Below are 13,087 nucleotides of genomic sequence, written 5' to 3' on the forward strand. Positions count from 1 at the left end.
GATATTTGTCAGAAGAGTCGCTATTGGTAGCAGTTTTCAGTTTAATGAAAGCATAATGCACGCTGGTCCCTGATTCTAGGTTTTGCATGGGCAATAGGATAGGTGAGCAGTACTATAAGAAAAGAATTCATGTATGCAAGCATAAAATTCCACATTTCCGTCATCCAATGCTATACTTCCTTGTGTATCACATGAAGGAGGTTACTGATGGAAGATGCCATGAGAGAACTGTCCGCCCAGGAACTTGGTGCGCTCTGCTCCAATTTGCAGAAGGCTTGTTCAAAACAGCTGAAGAGCGAGGAAGCAGCCTTGTTCGGACGGCTTGCGGCCTTTTATGATAAGAAACAAGCCGACCTGTCGACATCCAGCTACCAGATGCTGCTCGATCGAATCAACGAGGATTTGAGTCAGGCGTACGCACAGGCGAATGAGCAGGCGTCCAATGCCGCTGACCGTGGAGCCCTCAGGGCGCTGGTTTGGGGGGAGAAGGTTTCCAAGTTGCTCAAGAGCTTGTTGGTACGGTACGAGAAACAGAAACAAGGGCTTTTGGAGAATACCAGTGTCTGGGTATGCGAGATTTGCGGCTTTGTATACGTGGGAGAGCGGCCACCCGAAATTTGTCCAATCTGCAAGGTTCCCGGTTTCAAGATTCACGCTGTCCAGAAGGAGGCCGTCTGATGCATGCCGCAAGAAATATCGCCCTGTGTACCAAGGATTGTGTCTGCTTGTTCATCTGTCCAACCGGTGCAACCGACACCGAAAACGGCCAGATTGATTTTTCCAAGTGCCTTGACGGCTGCCGCCTTTGCGTGGATGCCTGTCCCAGCCATGCCATCTATCTGGTTGCGGCTAGCTATCCCGCTCCGCAACCGAAGACCGATGCGGTAAGAGCGGTATTGTTGGACCTTGCCAAGAGCAAGGCCGATCAGATGGCTCTTGCAACCAAGTTGGCCGACGAAAGTGATGACCCTGTTTTCCGTCAGCTTTGCAGGACGGTGGCGATGAGCAACCGGATCATGGCAGAGGACTGTTATCGTGAGGCTGGATACATGCTCCCCCAAAGCGATGCAGTACGACAGTTGCTCAAGCACCTTTTAGTGAAGCATGCGAAAGATGAATCTTTTCCCAAGGATGCCGTTGAGGCCTTGTTGGCCAAGCTCTAGGAAAGAGGCTCCGAAGCGTTCAGTTTCGACTTTTCTTTTCTGTCAGGTAGAGTATGAACATGCCGACCGAGCCGATCAGGGCGGCAAGGCCGGTGGATATCCAAAGCAGGTTCATCGAATGGGCGTCGATGATGGTTCCCCCGATGATCGGCGCCATGGCATGGCCTGTTCCCATGATAATCGGCAGGATTGCTGAGAACCGGGACCTATGGCTGATCGGGGTGTTGTTTGCCACGTAGAAGTGCTCGTTGGTGGCGTTGATGATCTCCCCGGTGGTATAGATGACCGTCAGGGCCAAAAAGGCGGGCGGGCTGACGGCGAAGGCGAAGAGGGAGAACCCGATGGCGTACAAGAGGCCGCTTGCGGTTATGTTCGCCAAAGGGTGGAAGCGTCTGAGTTTGGAGACGATGATGGGGGTTCCGATGACCACCACGATGCCGTTGAGAGCCATCATGTGCCCATAGAGCACGGCACCCTGCTCGGCGAACAGCTTGGTGGTGAGAAGCGGTAAAGCGAAGAGCGTTTGGCTGTAGGCGTAGCTGAAGAAGGTGACCGAAACAGCAAAGAACAAAAGACGAGGTCGGGTGAAGAGTGCCTTGAGAATTCCGCCTTCCTCTCCTTTTTCGGTCGTTTTCCACTGTTTGCTCTCCTCTATCGTTTCCTTGGACGGCTTGCTCTCCTTGATTCGGAGCATCACCAGCAGCGTGGCAAACGCACCGGCAATGGCGTTGCCGAAGAAAATCCAACTGGGGTAGCTGTAAAAGAGATAGCCTGCGATGACCGGCCCGATTGCAAACCCGATGTTATGCCCCAGATAGATGAGACTGAAGGAGACCTGTCGGTTCTCGATGGTCGTAAGGTCGGTTTTCATCGCTTCCCTGGCCGGATCGACCATCCCATCGAAGAATAGTGCCAACAGCACCAGGTAGACAATGATGGGTTTCCCCTCAAAGATTCCTGCAAGCACAAAGCAGAGATCCATCATCAGCTGGAAGATGACCAGTACCGGCTTGCGTCCGATGGTATCGGCGAGCTTGCTGCCGATCATGGAACCCGGTACGTAGAGTACCGAGGCCAAGGTCATGTACGTTCCTGCCTGGAGGGCGGAGTAGCCGAGCCGCTGGGTGAGATAGAGGGCGAGGAACGGATAGACGAAGATTCCCACCGCGTTGATGACGGTGGAGAAGAAGAGTACATAGATGGGTTGGGGGAGTCCGCGATAGATGCCAAGGCTTGTTTTCATAGGATTGCTTCAATGGCGAGAGCCAACCCGTCTTCATCATTGCTTTTGGTAAGGGCGATGGCGCACTCTTTCACGGTCCGGGGGGCATTGCCCATGGCCACCGAGTACCCGCTGGCGCGGAACATGCCGATGTCGTTGTAGAAGTCACCGACTGCCATCACCGAGCTTGCGTCGATCGAGTATGCATTGCACAGCGACCGTACCGCGTGGCCTTTGTCGACTCCCCTCGCCATGATCTCAATGTACTTGGGTGAAGAGTTGAGAATGTTCAACGAAGAACCAAAGGCCTGCTGCAATCCACCCTGGACTCTTTCTACATAGGCAGGGTCGTGATGCATGCAGAGCACCTTGAACGGCCGCTCCCCCGGATGAAACGAAGACTCCAGTTCGCTGAAAGGGACAATACGCCCTTCGGTTCGTGAAGCCTCGACCTCTATGTCGTACCAAGGGCTCTTTTCTTTGGTGTACCAGCTTTCATTGGTGAACACAAAGGCTTCCAGTTCAGTATGGCGGACAGCATCCAATACCTCGAGGGCTTGCTCGAGGCGGATGGGGTGGGCTTCCAACTCTGTTCCGTCCTCGTCGAGAACCAGTGAGCCGTTGAAGCAACCAAGAGGCCCCTGAATACCGATTTCCTGCTGCAATACGGCAAGGCTGGAGGCGATGCGACCGCTGACCAAGGCAACGATGATGCCCCGGCGGCGGGCACGCCTCAGGGCGTCTTTGGTGCGCAACGTGATCTGGTGATTTCCGTTGAGCAGGGTGCCGTCAATATCGGTACAAATGAGTTTGCATTCAAACATGCAAGCATAGTAGTACAAGCGTATGACTATGTACAGCCGGTCAAGGTCTTGTTATGCAATTGCTTCAACGTGAAAAAAAACGCAAAAGGATTCCAGGCTGATTTGTCATAGGCATAGGGATGATGAAGAGCCCTTCCAATGAAAAAAACTTGGTTGTGTCAAAGCAGGGAATTGAATAAGGTAGTGCGGTAAAGAACCAGGTACAGACTTTGCAGTTCTTGCAAGAGGACCCATATGAGAAAGTGTTGTTTTTTTCCGCTTTTCAGTTGTACGTTACATACCATGAAAGGTGTGATACTTTTAGTATGAGTTCCATGGTGATCGGAAGGAGGGCCTCATGTATATAGAAGACTATAGAGCTGGTGCTTACGAAATGCAGACTGGGTATAAATCCTTCATCCCAACTCCAATTAATACGTCATGGGAGTGGCGAAATGCCAGGATCAACACACTATTGGAGAAAGCCAATATGGAACTGGGGAGTCTCAATGCATATGCTGAATTGATACCGAATATTGATATCTATATTCGAATGCATATTCATGTTGAAGCAAACAAATCCAGCAAAATCGAAGGGACTAAAACAACGATTGAGGAAGATATGCTTCCTCTCATGGATGTAGATCCTGAAAAACGTGATGATGTACAGGAAGTACAGAATTATATTGCTGCTTTGCAGTATGGGGTGGAACGAATAACAAACGATGGGTTTCCTGTTAGTTCAAGATTGATCCGTGAAATACATCGATGCCTTATGAATGGCGTTCGTGGTGAATTCAAGACGCCGGGCGAGTTTAGATTGAGCCAGAATTGGATTGGGGGGTCTATGCCGTCCAAGGCGGCATATGTACCTCCAGCACATATACATATACCTCAATTGATGTCTGATTTGGAGCAATTCATCCATAATGACTCAATCGATGTGCCAAGACTGATCAAAGCGGCATTGGTCCATTACCAATTTGAAAGTATCCATCCCTTTCTGGACGGTAATGGCCGTACTGGGAGAATTCTCATCCCGTTGATGCTTCTGAATGAGGGAATACTCAAGAAACCATGCTTCTCTATATCTGAATATTTCGACTTGCATCGTACTGAGTACTATGATGCACTTAATCGTGTACGCACGCATAACGATATGCTCGGATGGATACTCTTTTTTTTGGAGGCTTCTGTAACAACAGCTGAGGAAGCTCGGAAGAAATTCAGCAATGCTGTTGCTTTCGTAGGCGAGACTTCCAGGATTGCAAGGCAACTATCTGGAAAAACCGATAACCTCATGCGGGTTCTTGATGTTTTTTTCGAAAAACCTGTACAGACAGCAATTCAGCTTGCCGGTACCCTTGAGCTGAGTATGCAGACTGTAAACCGAGCTCTGAATCGGCTCATTAGGGAGAATCTCATTGAGGAAAAGACTGGAAACGCAAGAAATCGCGTATTTTTGTGCAAAGGCTATCTTGATATTTTCCAGGCGTAGGAAAGCGATTTGCGTGCTCCATAATTCCAAAATCATTACTTTTTGGAATTATAGAATCCCATGCATCCAAAATCTCAGGACTATGGAACTATGGCCGATGAACCGATTAAGTCGGATACCAGCTTGATTGAATTGCTCCATAGCAACAGCATCCGGCTTGGAGAGCACAAGGGACCTCGATTTCTCGAAGTCCCTTGTTTGTTGCTTACTCTTCTGTATAGGCCCTGCCATAGAAGGAGTCCAGATACAGCTGCTTGATCTCGCTGATCAGGGGGTAGCGTGGATTGGTGCCTGTGCATTGGTCGTCGAATGCCTTGATGGCAAGCTCATCGACCACCGAGAGGAAATCCTCCTCCTTGACACCCCAATCCTTGATGGAGGAGGGGATGTCCAGTTCCTTTTTCAGCTTCTCGATACCGGCAATCAGGGCCTCGACCCTCATCGCCTGTGTATCGCTTGCACTGGTTTGGATGTACGGCGTGTTCTGCTGGTCGTTGACCGCCATGGCAATGTAGTCGGCCGCCCTTGCATACCTGCTTACAGCAGAGGGGTACTCGTATTGCGGAAACGCTGCCTGTTTGGTCGGATTGTCGGTGGCGTTGTACCGGATGACATTGCACAACAGCAGGGCGTTCGCCATCCCATGCGGTACGTGGAACTGCGCTCCCAGCTTGTGGGCCATGGAGTGACAGACTCCCAAAAAGGCGTTGGAGAATGCCATGCCGGCTATGGTGGAGGCGTTGTGCACCTTCTCCCGGGCTTTCTTGTCATCGCCGTTGCGATAGGCCTGCGGCAGGTACTTGAAGATCATGCGCGCTGCCTCTAGGCTGAGGCCGTTGGTGTAGTCGGTGGACATGCTGGAAGCAAGGGCTTCCAAGGCGTGGGTCAGGACATCCAAGCCGCAGCTTGCCGTCAATCCCTTTGGCTGGCCCATAGCCAGCTCGCTGTCCACGATGGCCATGCTGGGGGTGAGGGCATAGTCGGCGATCGCCCACTTCATCCCGGTTTTCTCATCGGTGATGATGGCAAACGGGGTGACTTCACTGCCGGTGCCGCTGGTGGTGGGGATGCAGACCAGTTCTGCTTTTTTGCCCATGTCGGGGAAGGCGTAGATGCGCTTCTGGATGTCCATGAACCGCAGGGCAAGGCCTTCGAACTTCACCTCCGGATGCTCATAGAGCAGCCACATGATCTTTGCCGCATCCATCGGTGATCCTCCGCCGAGCCCTATGAGCACATCCGGCTTGAAGGCGTTGATGAGTTTCATACCCTCGGTGATCGTAGCCAGGGTGGGGTCGGGTTTCACCTGGTGGAAGGTTTCACTCTCAATGCTCAGACTGTCCAGCACATCGGTGATTTTCTCCACCATCCCGCTTGAGAAGAGGAATGAGTCGGTGATGATGAATGCACGCTTCTTGCCCTTGAGCTCTCCCAGTGCGATGGGCAGCGAACCATACTTGAAGTAGATTTTCGGTGGCAGTTTGAACCAGAGCATATTCTCCCTCCTTGCAGCTTCCGTCTTGATGTTCAAGAGGTGTTTCGGTCCTACGTTCTCGCTGATGGAGTTGTTGCCCCAGCTGCCGCAGCCGAGCGTCAAGGACGGTTCAAGGCGGAAGTTGTAGATGTCACCGATGGCACCCTGGCTTGCTGGCATGTTTACCAGGATCCTGCTGGTCTTGACGGTTTTGCTGAAAGCCTCGACCTTCTCGGTCTCTGTTTCATCGATATAGAGCACGCTGGTGTGGCCATAGCCGCCGAGTGCGACCAGCTTGGCTGCCTTGTTGGTCCCCTCGCCGAAGTTGTCGCACCGATACATCGCCAATACCGGGCTGAGCTTTTCGTGTGCGAAAGGCTCGGCTTCCTCGATGGAATCGACCTCGCCGATCAAAACCTTGGTGGAAGCAGGAACGCAAAAGCCTGCTATCGCGGCTACCTGTTCGGCACTCTGGCCGACGATGGCAGGATTGACTGTCTTGCGCTTGGGATCGATGATCACCTTGCGAAGCAGGTCGGCCTGTTCGGTGCTCAGAAAGTACGCACCGCGGTTTTGGAACTCTTCCTTCATCGCATCATAGATGTCCTTGTGGCAGATGACCGCCTGCTCCGAGGCGCAAACGACTCCGTTGTCGAACGTCTTGGACATCAGAATCGAGCTGACCGCCATCTTGATATCGGCGCTCTTGTCCACCAGGGCCGGGGTATTGCCCGGCCCGACACCGATGGCAGGGATGCCTGAGGAGTAGGCGCTCTTCACCATGGAGGGACCGCCGGTGGCGAGAATCAGGTTGACCAAGGGACTGTGCATCAGATAGTCGGTCTTCTGGATGGAAGGCTCATCGATCCAGGCGATGATATCCTCGGGTGCCCCTGCTTTCACCGCGGCCTCGAGAATGACTCTCGCAGCCTCGCAGGTGCAGGCTTTTGCCCGGGGGTGGGGGCTGAAGATGATGGCGTTGCGGGTCTTGAGACTGATCAGGCTCTTGAAAATGGCGGTGCTGGTCGGATTGGTTGTGGGAATGATACCGCAGATGACACCCTTGGGTTCGGCAATTTTCTTGATGCCGAAGCCTGCGTCGGTCTCGATTACACCACAGGTTTTCTCGTCCTTGTACTTGTGGAAGATGTACTCGGCTGCGAAGTGGTTCTTGATGACCTTGTCCTCGATGATGCCCATGCCTGTCTCTTCGACTGCCATGGCTGCCAGTTTGATGCGCTCATCGTTCGCTGCGATGGCGGCAGCCCTGAATATGGTGTCAACCTGCTCTTGAGTATAGGTTGAGAATTTGATTTGTGCTCGCTTGACCCGTTCGATGAGAGCCTGCAGTTGCTCTTGTCCTGCAAACAGCTCTCCAACACTTGTTTCTGCCATGTTGCACTCCTAGGTGGTTTTGATGGTTCAAATGTATAAAAAATTATCTAATTAGGTCAAGAGAGTTTAAAAGATTTATGGAAGAAATATGAAAAAAGAAATGCACTCATTTTTATATAAGTGCATATTAAAAAGCAAGAATAGGTGTAAAATGTAAATTAATATGCCAATAAAGTATATAAAATCTATTATTGTAATATTAAAAGAAAATCTTGCTGCTTACTGCTGTAACCAGTACAACCGACGCCCCTGCAAGAAAGAGTGAAGTGTTGATGGCCCTCTTGGGCTTGGTCGGAACACTGACACCCTGTTGTGCACCTATGGCGCGTAGCAGGGTTTGGTCGACCCGCTCGATCAAGCTGCCGCTTGTAGAGCGGAATGAGGTGGAGAGAATGCCGAAGTAGGCAAGGGTGAGCACCAGGATGGCTCCGGCCTTGCCCTTGAGCTTGGGGTTGCTTGCCACCAGGCACTGGCTGGCTGCAAGCAGGCTCATCAGGCGCAGGGCCTTCTGCAGTGCAAGGATGAGCGATCCTTCGGTGAAGGCGGCAGTACCGAGGGAGAGCAGGACCTTGCCGTTGGGTTCAAAGAGGCTGAGCAGGAGCAGGGAGAGAAGCAGCATCAGAGGCGGCAGCAGTCGAAGCTTCCTGCCGCTGATGATTTGCAGTGCGTACATGAGGACGGTGACCGAGGCCAGAAAAGGCAGGCCTTCGGTGACGATGATGGCAATCATGCAGACCAAGCTTGCAACTGTCACCGTCAGGTAGTGTCTTGCTTCTTCTGTTACGGGGACGGCAAGTTCAAGGCTCTCTTCTCTGAGTGCCTTGGGCAGGCTGCCTTTCTGCAGGTAGAGTTCCGCCGAAAGGCCCAGAACGAGGCTGGAGACCAGCCCGAGGGTGAGCATAAGCGGGGCGGCAATCCAGATGGATGGCCCGTAGGCGACGAGGGAGGCCACCTCAAGCTGGGCGATATTGCTGGCAAAAGCGCCTGCGATGCTGCACCCGACCAGTGATACCTTTTCCTTGAGCACTGTCTTGAGGGTTTTCATGATCAGGCCGCTGGAGAGGGTGCCTGCAAGGGAGATGAAAAAAAGGTAGGAGAACAGCGTGCCTGAGACCATGCCCTGTCCGATGGCCTTGAGCAGCAGGGTGAGGCCGTAGGCCTTCAGGCTGAAGCTGTCGAGAATGATGAGCAATGGCAGATTGGCAAGCCCGAGTTTGAGAAAGGGGAGCGGCTTGGGGATGAGATACTCGAGGGTGGAGAGAAGCAGGGTGACCGCTGCAACAAAGGCGATTTTCCGCTCAGTTCGTGACATCATCGACCTCCATGGCTTCTGCACTCTCTCCTACAATGGTCAGCAGGACTTGGTTGGGCAGGCAGGCGATCCAGCCACTTGCACTGAAAATGGGCTTTTGCTGGGTACAGCTCTTGGTGGGACAGGCCGAATCGTGGATGTGGGCTTTGCCATCCTCGATAATGATATGGGTGTCTCCCAAGGGCCCTTGCACATGGATTTCCCGGTTGGTGGAAAGTGAGTAGCGGTAGGTGCTGTCGTGGGTCTGTACCTGCAGGTACCCGCTGCCCGAACCGATGGNNCATGGTCTTGCTGCTGATCCACAGGATTGCAGCTATGCAGAGGCCGAGGATGATGGTATCGGTGAGCAGGGTTGCAAGCGGACGTTTCATGGCATGCAGTGTAGCGTGGACCGATTGGGTTTTCAATATGAATGTGAAACAGCTATTTCTTCATCCTCATGGGTGGATGGTGAAGTATGTGGATTATCAGGGTATAATTTGACAGTTGGTTCACACTATGCTTATTATGATTAGACATTGTGAAGATACTGTGTAGTAATGTGTTGACTGACCACAAACGCTTGTCAAGCGAACAAAGGTATGGTGATGTAATTTATGAAAGTGATTTATGTTGTTGACGGCAATCTGGAGGATCGGGAAGGGATCAAGCAGTACCTCGAGTTATCGGGATACGAGGTGCAGGCGTATGAGGATTTGCACGGGGTGCAGGTGGCGATTTCGCGCCAGGCTCCCGACTTGCTGCTGCTTGAGGTGCAACTGCCCGACGGCGATGGCTTCAACTATTTGAAAAAGCTGAAGCAGTCCTTTTCCTTTCCGGTGATTTTTGTGACCGGCAGGGTTGCTGAGAGTGACAGGATCCTGGGTTTCGAGCTTGGCGCTGATGACTATGTCTGCAAGCCGTTCAGTTCGAAGGAGTTGGTGCTCAGGGTGCATGCCCTGTTTCGGAGGATCGACGTCAGTGTTTCGGCGTTCCATAGTAGTTCAACCTGGACGCTTGGCAATTCGGTGTTGCAGCTTGACGAGGTGTCGCACATGTTCAGTGTCGACGGGAATCAGGTGCCTCTTACAGCTGCCGAGTGGAGAATCATGAGCTATTTGGTGAGCAACAGTGGAATTCTCATCACCAGGTCCCAGATTCTGGAGCACTGCTTCGACTACAGCTTCGAGTCGTACGACCGAATCGTCGATACCCATGTGAAGAACATGCGGGCGAAAATGGGTCCGCTCGGTTCCCAGTGGATCGAGACGGTTCGTGGCTATGGATACCGATTTGCAGGCAAGAGTATTTCCGGCAAGCCGGGTTTCGAAGCGCAGGATTAAGCCATGGAAGACCAGAAACAAAAAAACAGTGAGCTTATTTATATAGTAGAGGACCACGAGGTCATTCGCGAGGGAGTGCGTCAGTATTTGGAGCTCTCGGGCTATGTCGTGCGTGGTTTTGCCAATTTGAAAAGCGCCCGGGAAGCATTTGCAAACCAAACGCCTTCCCTGTTGATCCAGGATGTGATGCTGCCCGACGGCGATGGGTTTGCTTTTGTGAAGCAGCTCAAGGAAAAGGTCGATTGTCCGGTGATTTTCATGACAGCCCGCACCGAGGAGAGCGACCGCATCCTGGGTTTCGAGCTGGGTGCCGATGACTATATTTCCAAGCCCTTCTCGCCCAAGGAGCTGGTGCTCAGGGTGCAGGCGGTGCTCAGAAGGTACCGCAACGGCAGCTATGAGCCAAGTGACGGACTGCTGTATGTCGGTGATCACTGGATGCGTTTCGATGAGCAGGACCACCGCTTGGAGGTGGATGGCAATCAAGTCGTTCTCACTGCAGCGGAGTGGAGGATTCTTTCCCACTTGATCCAGAACTCCCATCACTTGGTTTCACGTTCCCAGATTCTGGAGGAGTGTTTCGATTACACGGTTGAATCGTATGAGCGGGTGGTGGACACCCATATCAAGAACATCCGGTCCAAGCTCGGCGAAGGGCCTTGGATCGAGACGGTCCGCGGCTATGGCTACCGCTTCATCGGCCATGAGAAAGAAAGAACAGAGGTATGAGAAAACAGTTTGTCCGACTATTCCTAAGTTTTGTGTTGGTTGTGGCCGTAGTGCTGGGCATCCAGGCTGTTGTCGTGCTTGTAAGCCTGCAGAACCAACGCGCTTCTTGGACTGAGTCGGTGTTCGAGGAGTATCTGGAGACGTTTACCGCCAACCTGAAGGCCGGGCTTTCCAGTCGGCCATCCTCGTTCATAGCCATCGAACAGCTGTTGCTTGCCTCCGCAGACGACCGGGTCAGCGGTCTCTACATCCGCAACCCTGATGGGACGGTCGCTGTCGCCTATGGGAACACCAGCAGCGGAAATTCGCTTCCCATCCCCAGGCAGAGACCGGCAGAGGCGCAGATTCCGACAATGCATCATGCTCTTCCCGTTGCGAAGGAGGCGATCGGGGAGCAGGGGTTCACTTCTTCCGAGATGCACAGTGATGTATATGTGGTCAAGATCCTGCAATCAGGTTCAGTCACTTCGCTTTTGGTGAGCAGGCAGCCCGAGCGACAGAAGCAGACGATCCTGCTTCCTGCCCAGGTGAAGGCCAATGATATCGCCGGCAGCATGGTGATCATGTACAACAACGAGGTGCTGGGGATGGTAGATGTGCTGACCTACACCCCCTTTACCTATAAGGACACGGGAAGGTTGTTCAAGGGTTTGCTGTATCCTTTCCTCTGGGCTATGCCGTTCGCCTTCCTCATCGCGCTTCTGATGGCCGCTTCGGTTTCCAGGCGCAGCGGGAAATATACCAGTGGTATCCAGCAGGCTCTTCAGCTGCTTTCCAGTGGGGAGAATGGTGTGCAGCTTCCTGCAACCAAGATTGATGAGCAGAAGGTGATCAATAGGTCGATCAAGCAGCTCGATGAGAACCTCTTGCTCAACAAGGTGAGCAGGCAGGCGTGGCTTCGAAGCATCAGTCATGACCTGAACACTCCGGTTGCCAGCATGAAGCTGTTGCTTGATGGGATCATCGATGGGGTGTTTCCGGTCAATGAGCAAACACTTGCTACGCTCAAGCGGGAGAATGATACGCTCTCCGACCGCATCGCGTTGGTTTCCCTGTATGCAAATCTGCAGAGCCCCGACACAAAGGCCACCCTGTCACAGCTTGATGTTGCTTCGTTCATCCAGCAGGTGTTGGATGCATTCTCCGAGGAGCAGAAGGACCGTATCTATCTTGATGCAAACGATGCTCAGTTGATAGCCGACCAGAAGTTGCTTACCTATGCTTGCAAGGCTCTTCTTTCAAATGCCTTGCAGGCAAGCGAGGATTCGGTAGGGTGGGCGATAGGCCAAAACAGCATGACGTTCACCAATACCGGCCATTTGGCCGAGGGTATCGATTTCTTCGAGCCCTGGACGAAGGGTGACAGCAGTCGCGGGACTGCTGGAAGCGGTCTGGGTCTTCCGATCGTCAAGCAGGTGATGCGCCTGCATGAGGGGGCGGCCTCCATAGAAGAGAGAGAAGGCAATGTGATTGTGAGCCTCAGATGGTGAGGCTCTTGATCACAGTACCTGAGAAATCCAGGATTCTGAAGGTTCGGTTTTCCAATATGCAATACGTAGCAGGGTAGCCGTCCTTGGGGATGGCTACCGATCCCGGGTTGATGAAGATCAATCCATCCTTCCCTTCTGCTACGGGAATGTGCGTATGTCCGCTTACCACAATGGTGCCTGCAGAAAGCGGCGGAAGCGGTTTATGGCCGTGGTGGAGGTACATCATTCTCCCTTCCAACTGTTCGAGATACATGATTGCGCTGTCAGAAAGTACGGGGAATTCCAGAACCATTTGGTCTACATCGGCTTCACAATTGCCTTTTACACAAATTAACGATTCTTTCACACTATTTTGTAGCCTACTTGTTTCTTTTGGGTTATACTCATAGGGAAGGTCGTTACGAGGGCCGTGATAGAGCAAGTCCCCGAGCAGTATAAGCTTGGAGGCTTTGGATGATTGAAAGACTTCCAAAAGCTTATGCATTGCATATGCACTTCCATGGATGTCAGAGGCAAAAAGGTATATCATACTCATATGATACTAAAATCGGTTATGTACGGCAATGTTATTGACAGAGTAAAAGATATTGTCTTTGTAACCTTCTCACCAATCACATATAGATGGTTTGTGCACACAAACCATACACAATTCCCAAAAAATCTCACACAAACTCAAATA

Annotated in this window: 13 protein-coding genes; 7 read left to right on the plus strand and 6 right to left on the minus strand. The window is 52.2% G+C overall.

Going from position 1 to position 13,087, the window contains the following annotated elements; all coding sequences use genetic code 11:
- Positions 1 to 207: 207 nt before the first annotated feature.
- Both B3K89_RS02870 and B3K89_RS02875 read left to right on the plus strand, forming a co-directional pair.
- The gene (locus B3K89_RS02870; protein WP_293894064.1) at positions 208 to 678 is read left to right on the plus strand and encodes a rubredoxin-like domain-containing protein; all 471 of its coding nucleotides are present in this window, start codon (positions 208 to 210) and stop codon (positions 676 to 678) included.
- A complete protein-coding gene (locus B3K89_RS02875; protein ID WP_293894062.1) occupies positions 678 to 1,163 on the plus strand; it encodes a 4Fe-4S ferredoxin in 486 nt (161 codons plus the stop codon). The genes B3K89_RS02870 and B3K89_RS02875 overlap by 1 nt, the downstream gene beginning before the upstream one ends.
- A gap of 19 nt (positions 1,164 to 1,182) precedes the next feature.
- On the opposite strand, the gene B3K89_RS02880 is transcribed toward B3K89_RS02875, so the two are convergent.
- Complete coding sequence (locus B3K89_RS02880; RefSeq protein WP_293894060.1) at positions 1,183 to 2,406, minus strand: MFS transporter; 1,224 nt, start codon at positions 2,404 to 2,406, stop codon at positions 1,183 to 1,185.
- Entirely contained in the window at positions 2,403 to 3,209 is an 807-nt protein-coding gene (locus B3K89_RS02885; protein ID WP_345907029.1) for a Cof-type HAD-IIB family hydrolase, read from the minus strand. Before B3K89_RS02885 ends, B3K89_RS02880 begins: the two co-directional genes overlap by 4 nt.
- Before the next feature lie 337 nt (positions 3,210 to 3,546).
- Between B3K89_RS02885 and B3K89_RS02890 the strand changes: the two genes are divergently transcribed.
- Positions 3,547 to 4,686 carry a Fic family protein gene (locus B3K89_RS02890; RefSeq protein ID WP_345907030.1) on the plus strand — a complete coding sequence of 380 codons (1,140 nt, stop codon included), beginning with the start codon at positions 3,547 to 3,549 and terminating at the stop codon, positions 4,684 to 4,686.
- Positions 4,687 to 4,891: 205 nt separating this feature from the next.
- Here the strand turns inward: B3K89_RS02890 and adhE are convergent, their stop codons facing one another.
- The 3 genes from adhE to B3K89_RS02905 form a co-directional block, all read right to left on the minus strand.
- Positions 4,892 to 7,555, minus strand: a complete 2,664-nt coding sequence (gene adhE / locus B3K89_RS02895) for a bifunctional acetaldehyde-CoA/alcohol dehydrogenase (protein ID WP_345907031.1) — start codon at positions 7,553 to 7,555, stop codon at positions 4,892 to 4,894.
- Between the two features lie 199 nt (positions 7,556 to 7,754).
- Entirely contained in the window at positions 7,755 to 8,867 is a 1,113-nt protein-coding gene (locus tag B3K89_RS02900; protein ID WP_293896249.1) for a Gx transporter family protein, read from the minus strand.
- A complete protein-coding gene (locus B3K89_RS02905; protein WP_345907045.1) occupies positions 8,854 to 9,180 on the minus strand; it encodes a NusG domain II-containing protein in 327 nt (108 codons plus the stop codon). The genes B3K89_RS02900 and B3K89_RS02905 overlap by 14 nt, the downstream gene beginning before the upstream one ends.
- A gap of 2 nt (positions 9,181 to 9,182) precedes the next feature.
- Here B3K89_RS02905 and B3K89_RS02910 point away from each other — a divergent pair, with 2 nt between their 5' ends.
- The 4 genes from B3K89_RS02910 (at position 9,183) to B3K89_RS02925 (ending at position 12,408) form a co-directional block, all read left to right on the plus strand.
- A complete protein-coding gene (locus B3K89_RS02910; RefSeq protein WP_345907032.1) occupies positions 9,183 to 9,350 on the plus strand; it encodes a hypothetical protein in 168 nt (55 codons plus the stop codon).
- 113 nt (positions 9,351 to 9,463) lie between these two features.
- Positions 9,464 to 10,189: a response regulator transcription factor gene (locus tag B3K89_RS02915; protein ID WP_293896243.1), complete on the plus strand. Its 726-nt coding sequence runs from the start codon at positions 9,464 to 9,466 to the stop codon at positions 10,187 to 10,189.
- Between the two features lie 3 nt (positions 10,190 to 10,192).
- On the plus strand, positions 10,193 to 10,918 hold the full coding sequence (locus B3K89_RS02920; protein ID WP_293896240.1) for a response regulator transcription factor: 726 nt from the start codon (positions 10,193 to 10,195) through the stop codon (positions 10,916 to 10,918).
- The gene (locus tag B3K89_RS02925) at positions 10,915 to 12,408 is read left to right on the plus strand and encodes a sensor histidine kinase (protein ID WP_293896238.1); all 1,494 of its coding nucleotides are present in this window, start codon (positions 10,915 to 10,917) and stop codon (positions 12,406 to 12,408) included. The genes B3K89_RS02920 and B3K89_RS02925 overlap by 4 nt, the downstream gene beginning before the upstream one ends.
- Here B3K89_RS02925 and yfcE read toward each other — a convergent pair.
- Positions 12,398 to 12,943, minus strand: a complete 546-nt coding sequence (gene yfcE, locus B3K89_RS02930; protein WP_345907033.1) for a phosphodiesterase — start codon at positions 12,941 to 12,943, stop codon at positions 12,398 to 12,400. The genes B3K89_RS02925 and yfcE overlap by 11 nt on opposite strands.
- Positions 12,944 to 13,087: the final 144 nt, after the last annotated feature.

Source organism: Sphaerochaeta sp. UBA5849, from assembly GCA_002432715.1.
Lineage (GTDB): Bacteria > Spirochaetota > Spirochaetia > Sphaerochaetales > Sphaerochaetaceae > Sphaerochaeta.

Coding starts and splice junctions, on each gene's coding strand:
- B3K89_RS02880 (WP_293894060.1), bottom strand. CDS start 2,406: ATGAAAACAAGCCTTGGCATCTATCGCGGACTCCCCCAACCCATCTAT.
- yfcE (WP_345907033.1), bottom strand. CDS start 12,943: ATGAGTATGATATACCTTTTTGCCTCTGACATCCATGGAAGTGCATAT.
- B3K89_RS02885 (WP_345907029.1), bottom strand. CDS start 3,209: ATGTTTGAATGCAAACTCATTTGTACCGATATTGACGGCACCCTGCTC.
- B3K89_RS02915 (WP_293896243.1), top strand. CDS start 9,464: ATGAAAGTGATTTATGTTGTTGACGGCAATCTGGAGGATCGGGAAGGG.
- B3K89_RS02890 (WP_345907030.1), top strand. CDS start 3,547: ATGTATATAGAAGACTATAGAGCTGGTGCTTACGAAATGCAGACTGGG.
- B3K89_RS02920 (WP_293896240.1), top strand. CDS start 10,193: ATGGAAGACCAGAAACAAAAAAACAGTGAGCTTATTTATATAGTAGAG.
- B3K89_RS02870 (WP_293894064.1), top strand. CDS start 208: ATGGAAGATGCCATGAGAGAACTGTCCGCCCAGGAACTTGGTGCGCTC.
- B3K89_RS02925 (WP_293896238.1), top strand. CDS start 10,915: ATGAGAAAACAGTTTGTCCGACTATTCCTAAGTTTTGTGTTGGTTGTG.
- B3K89_RS02875 (WP_293894062.1), top strand. CDS start 678: ATGCATGCCGCAAGAAATATCGCCCTGTGTACCAAGGATTGTGTCTGC.
- B3K89_RS02910 (WP_345907032.1), top strand. CDS start 9,183: ATGCAGAGGCCGAGGATGATGGTATCGGTGAGCAGGGTTGCAAGCGGA.
- B3K89_RS02900 (WP_293896249.1), bottom strand. CDS start 8,867: ATGTCACGAACTGAGCGGAAAATCGCCTTTGTTGCAGCGGTCACCCTG.
- adhE (WP_345907031.1), bottom strand. CDS start 7,555: ATGGCAGAAACAAGTGTTGGAGAGCTGTTTGCAGGACAAGAGCAACTG.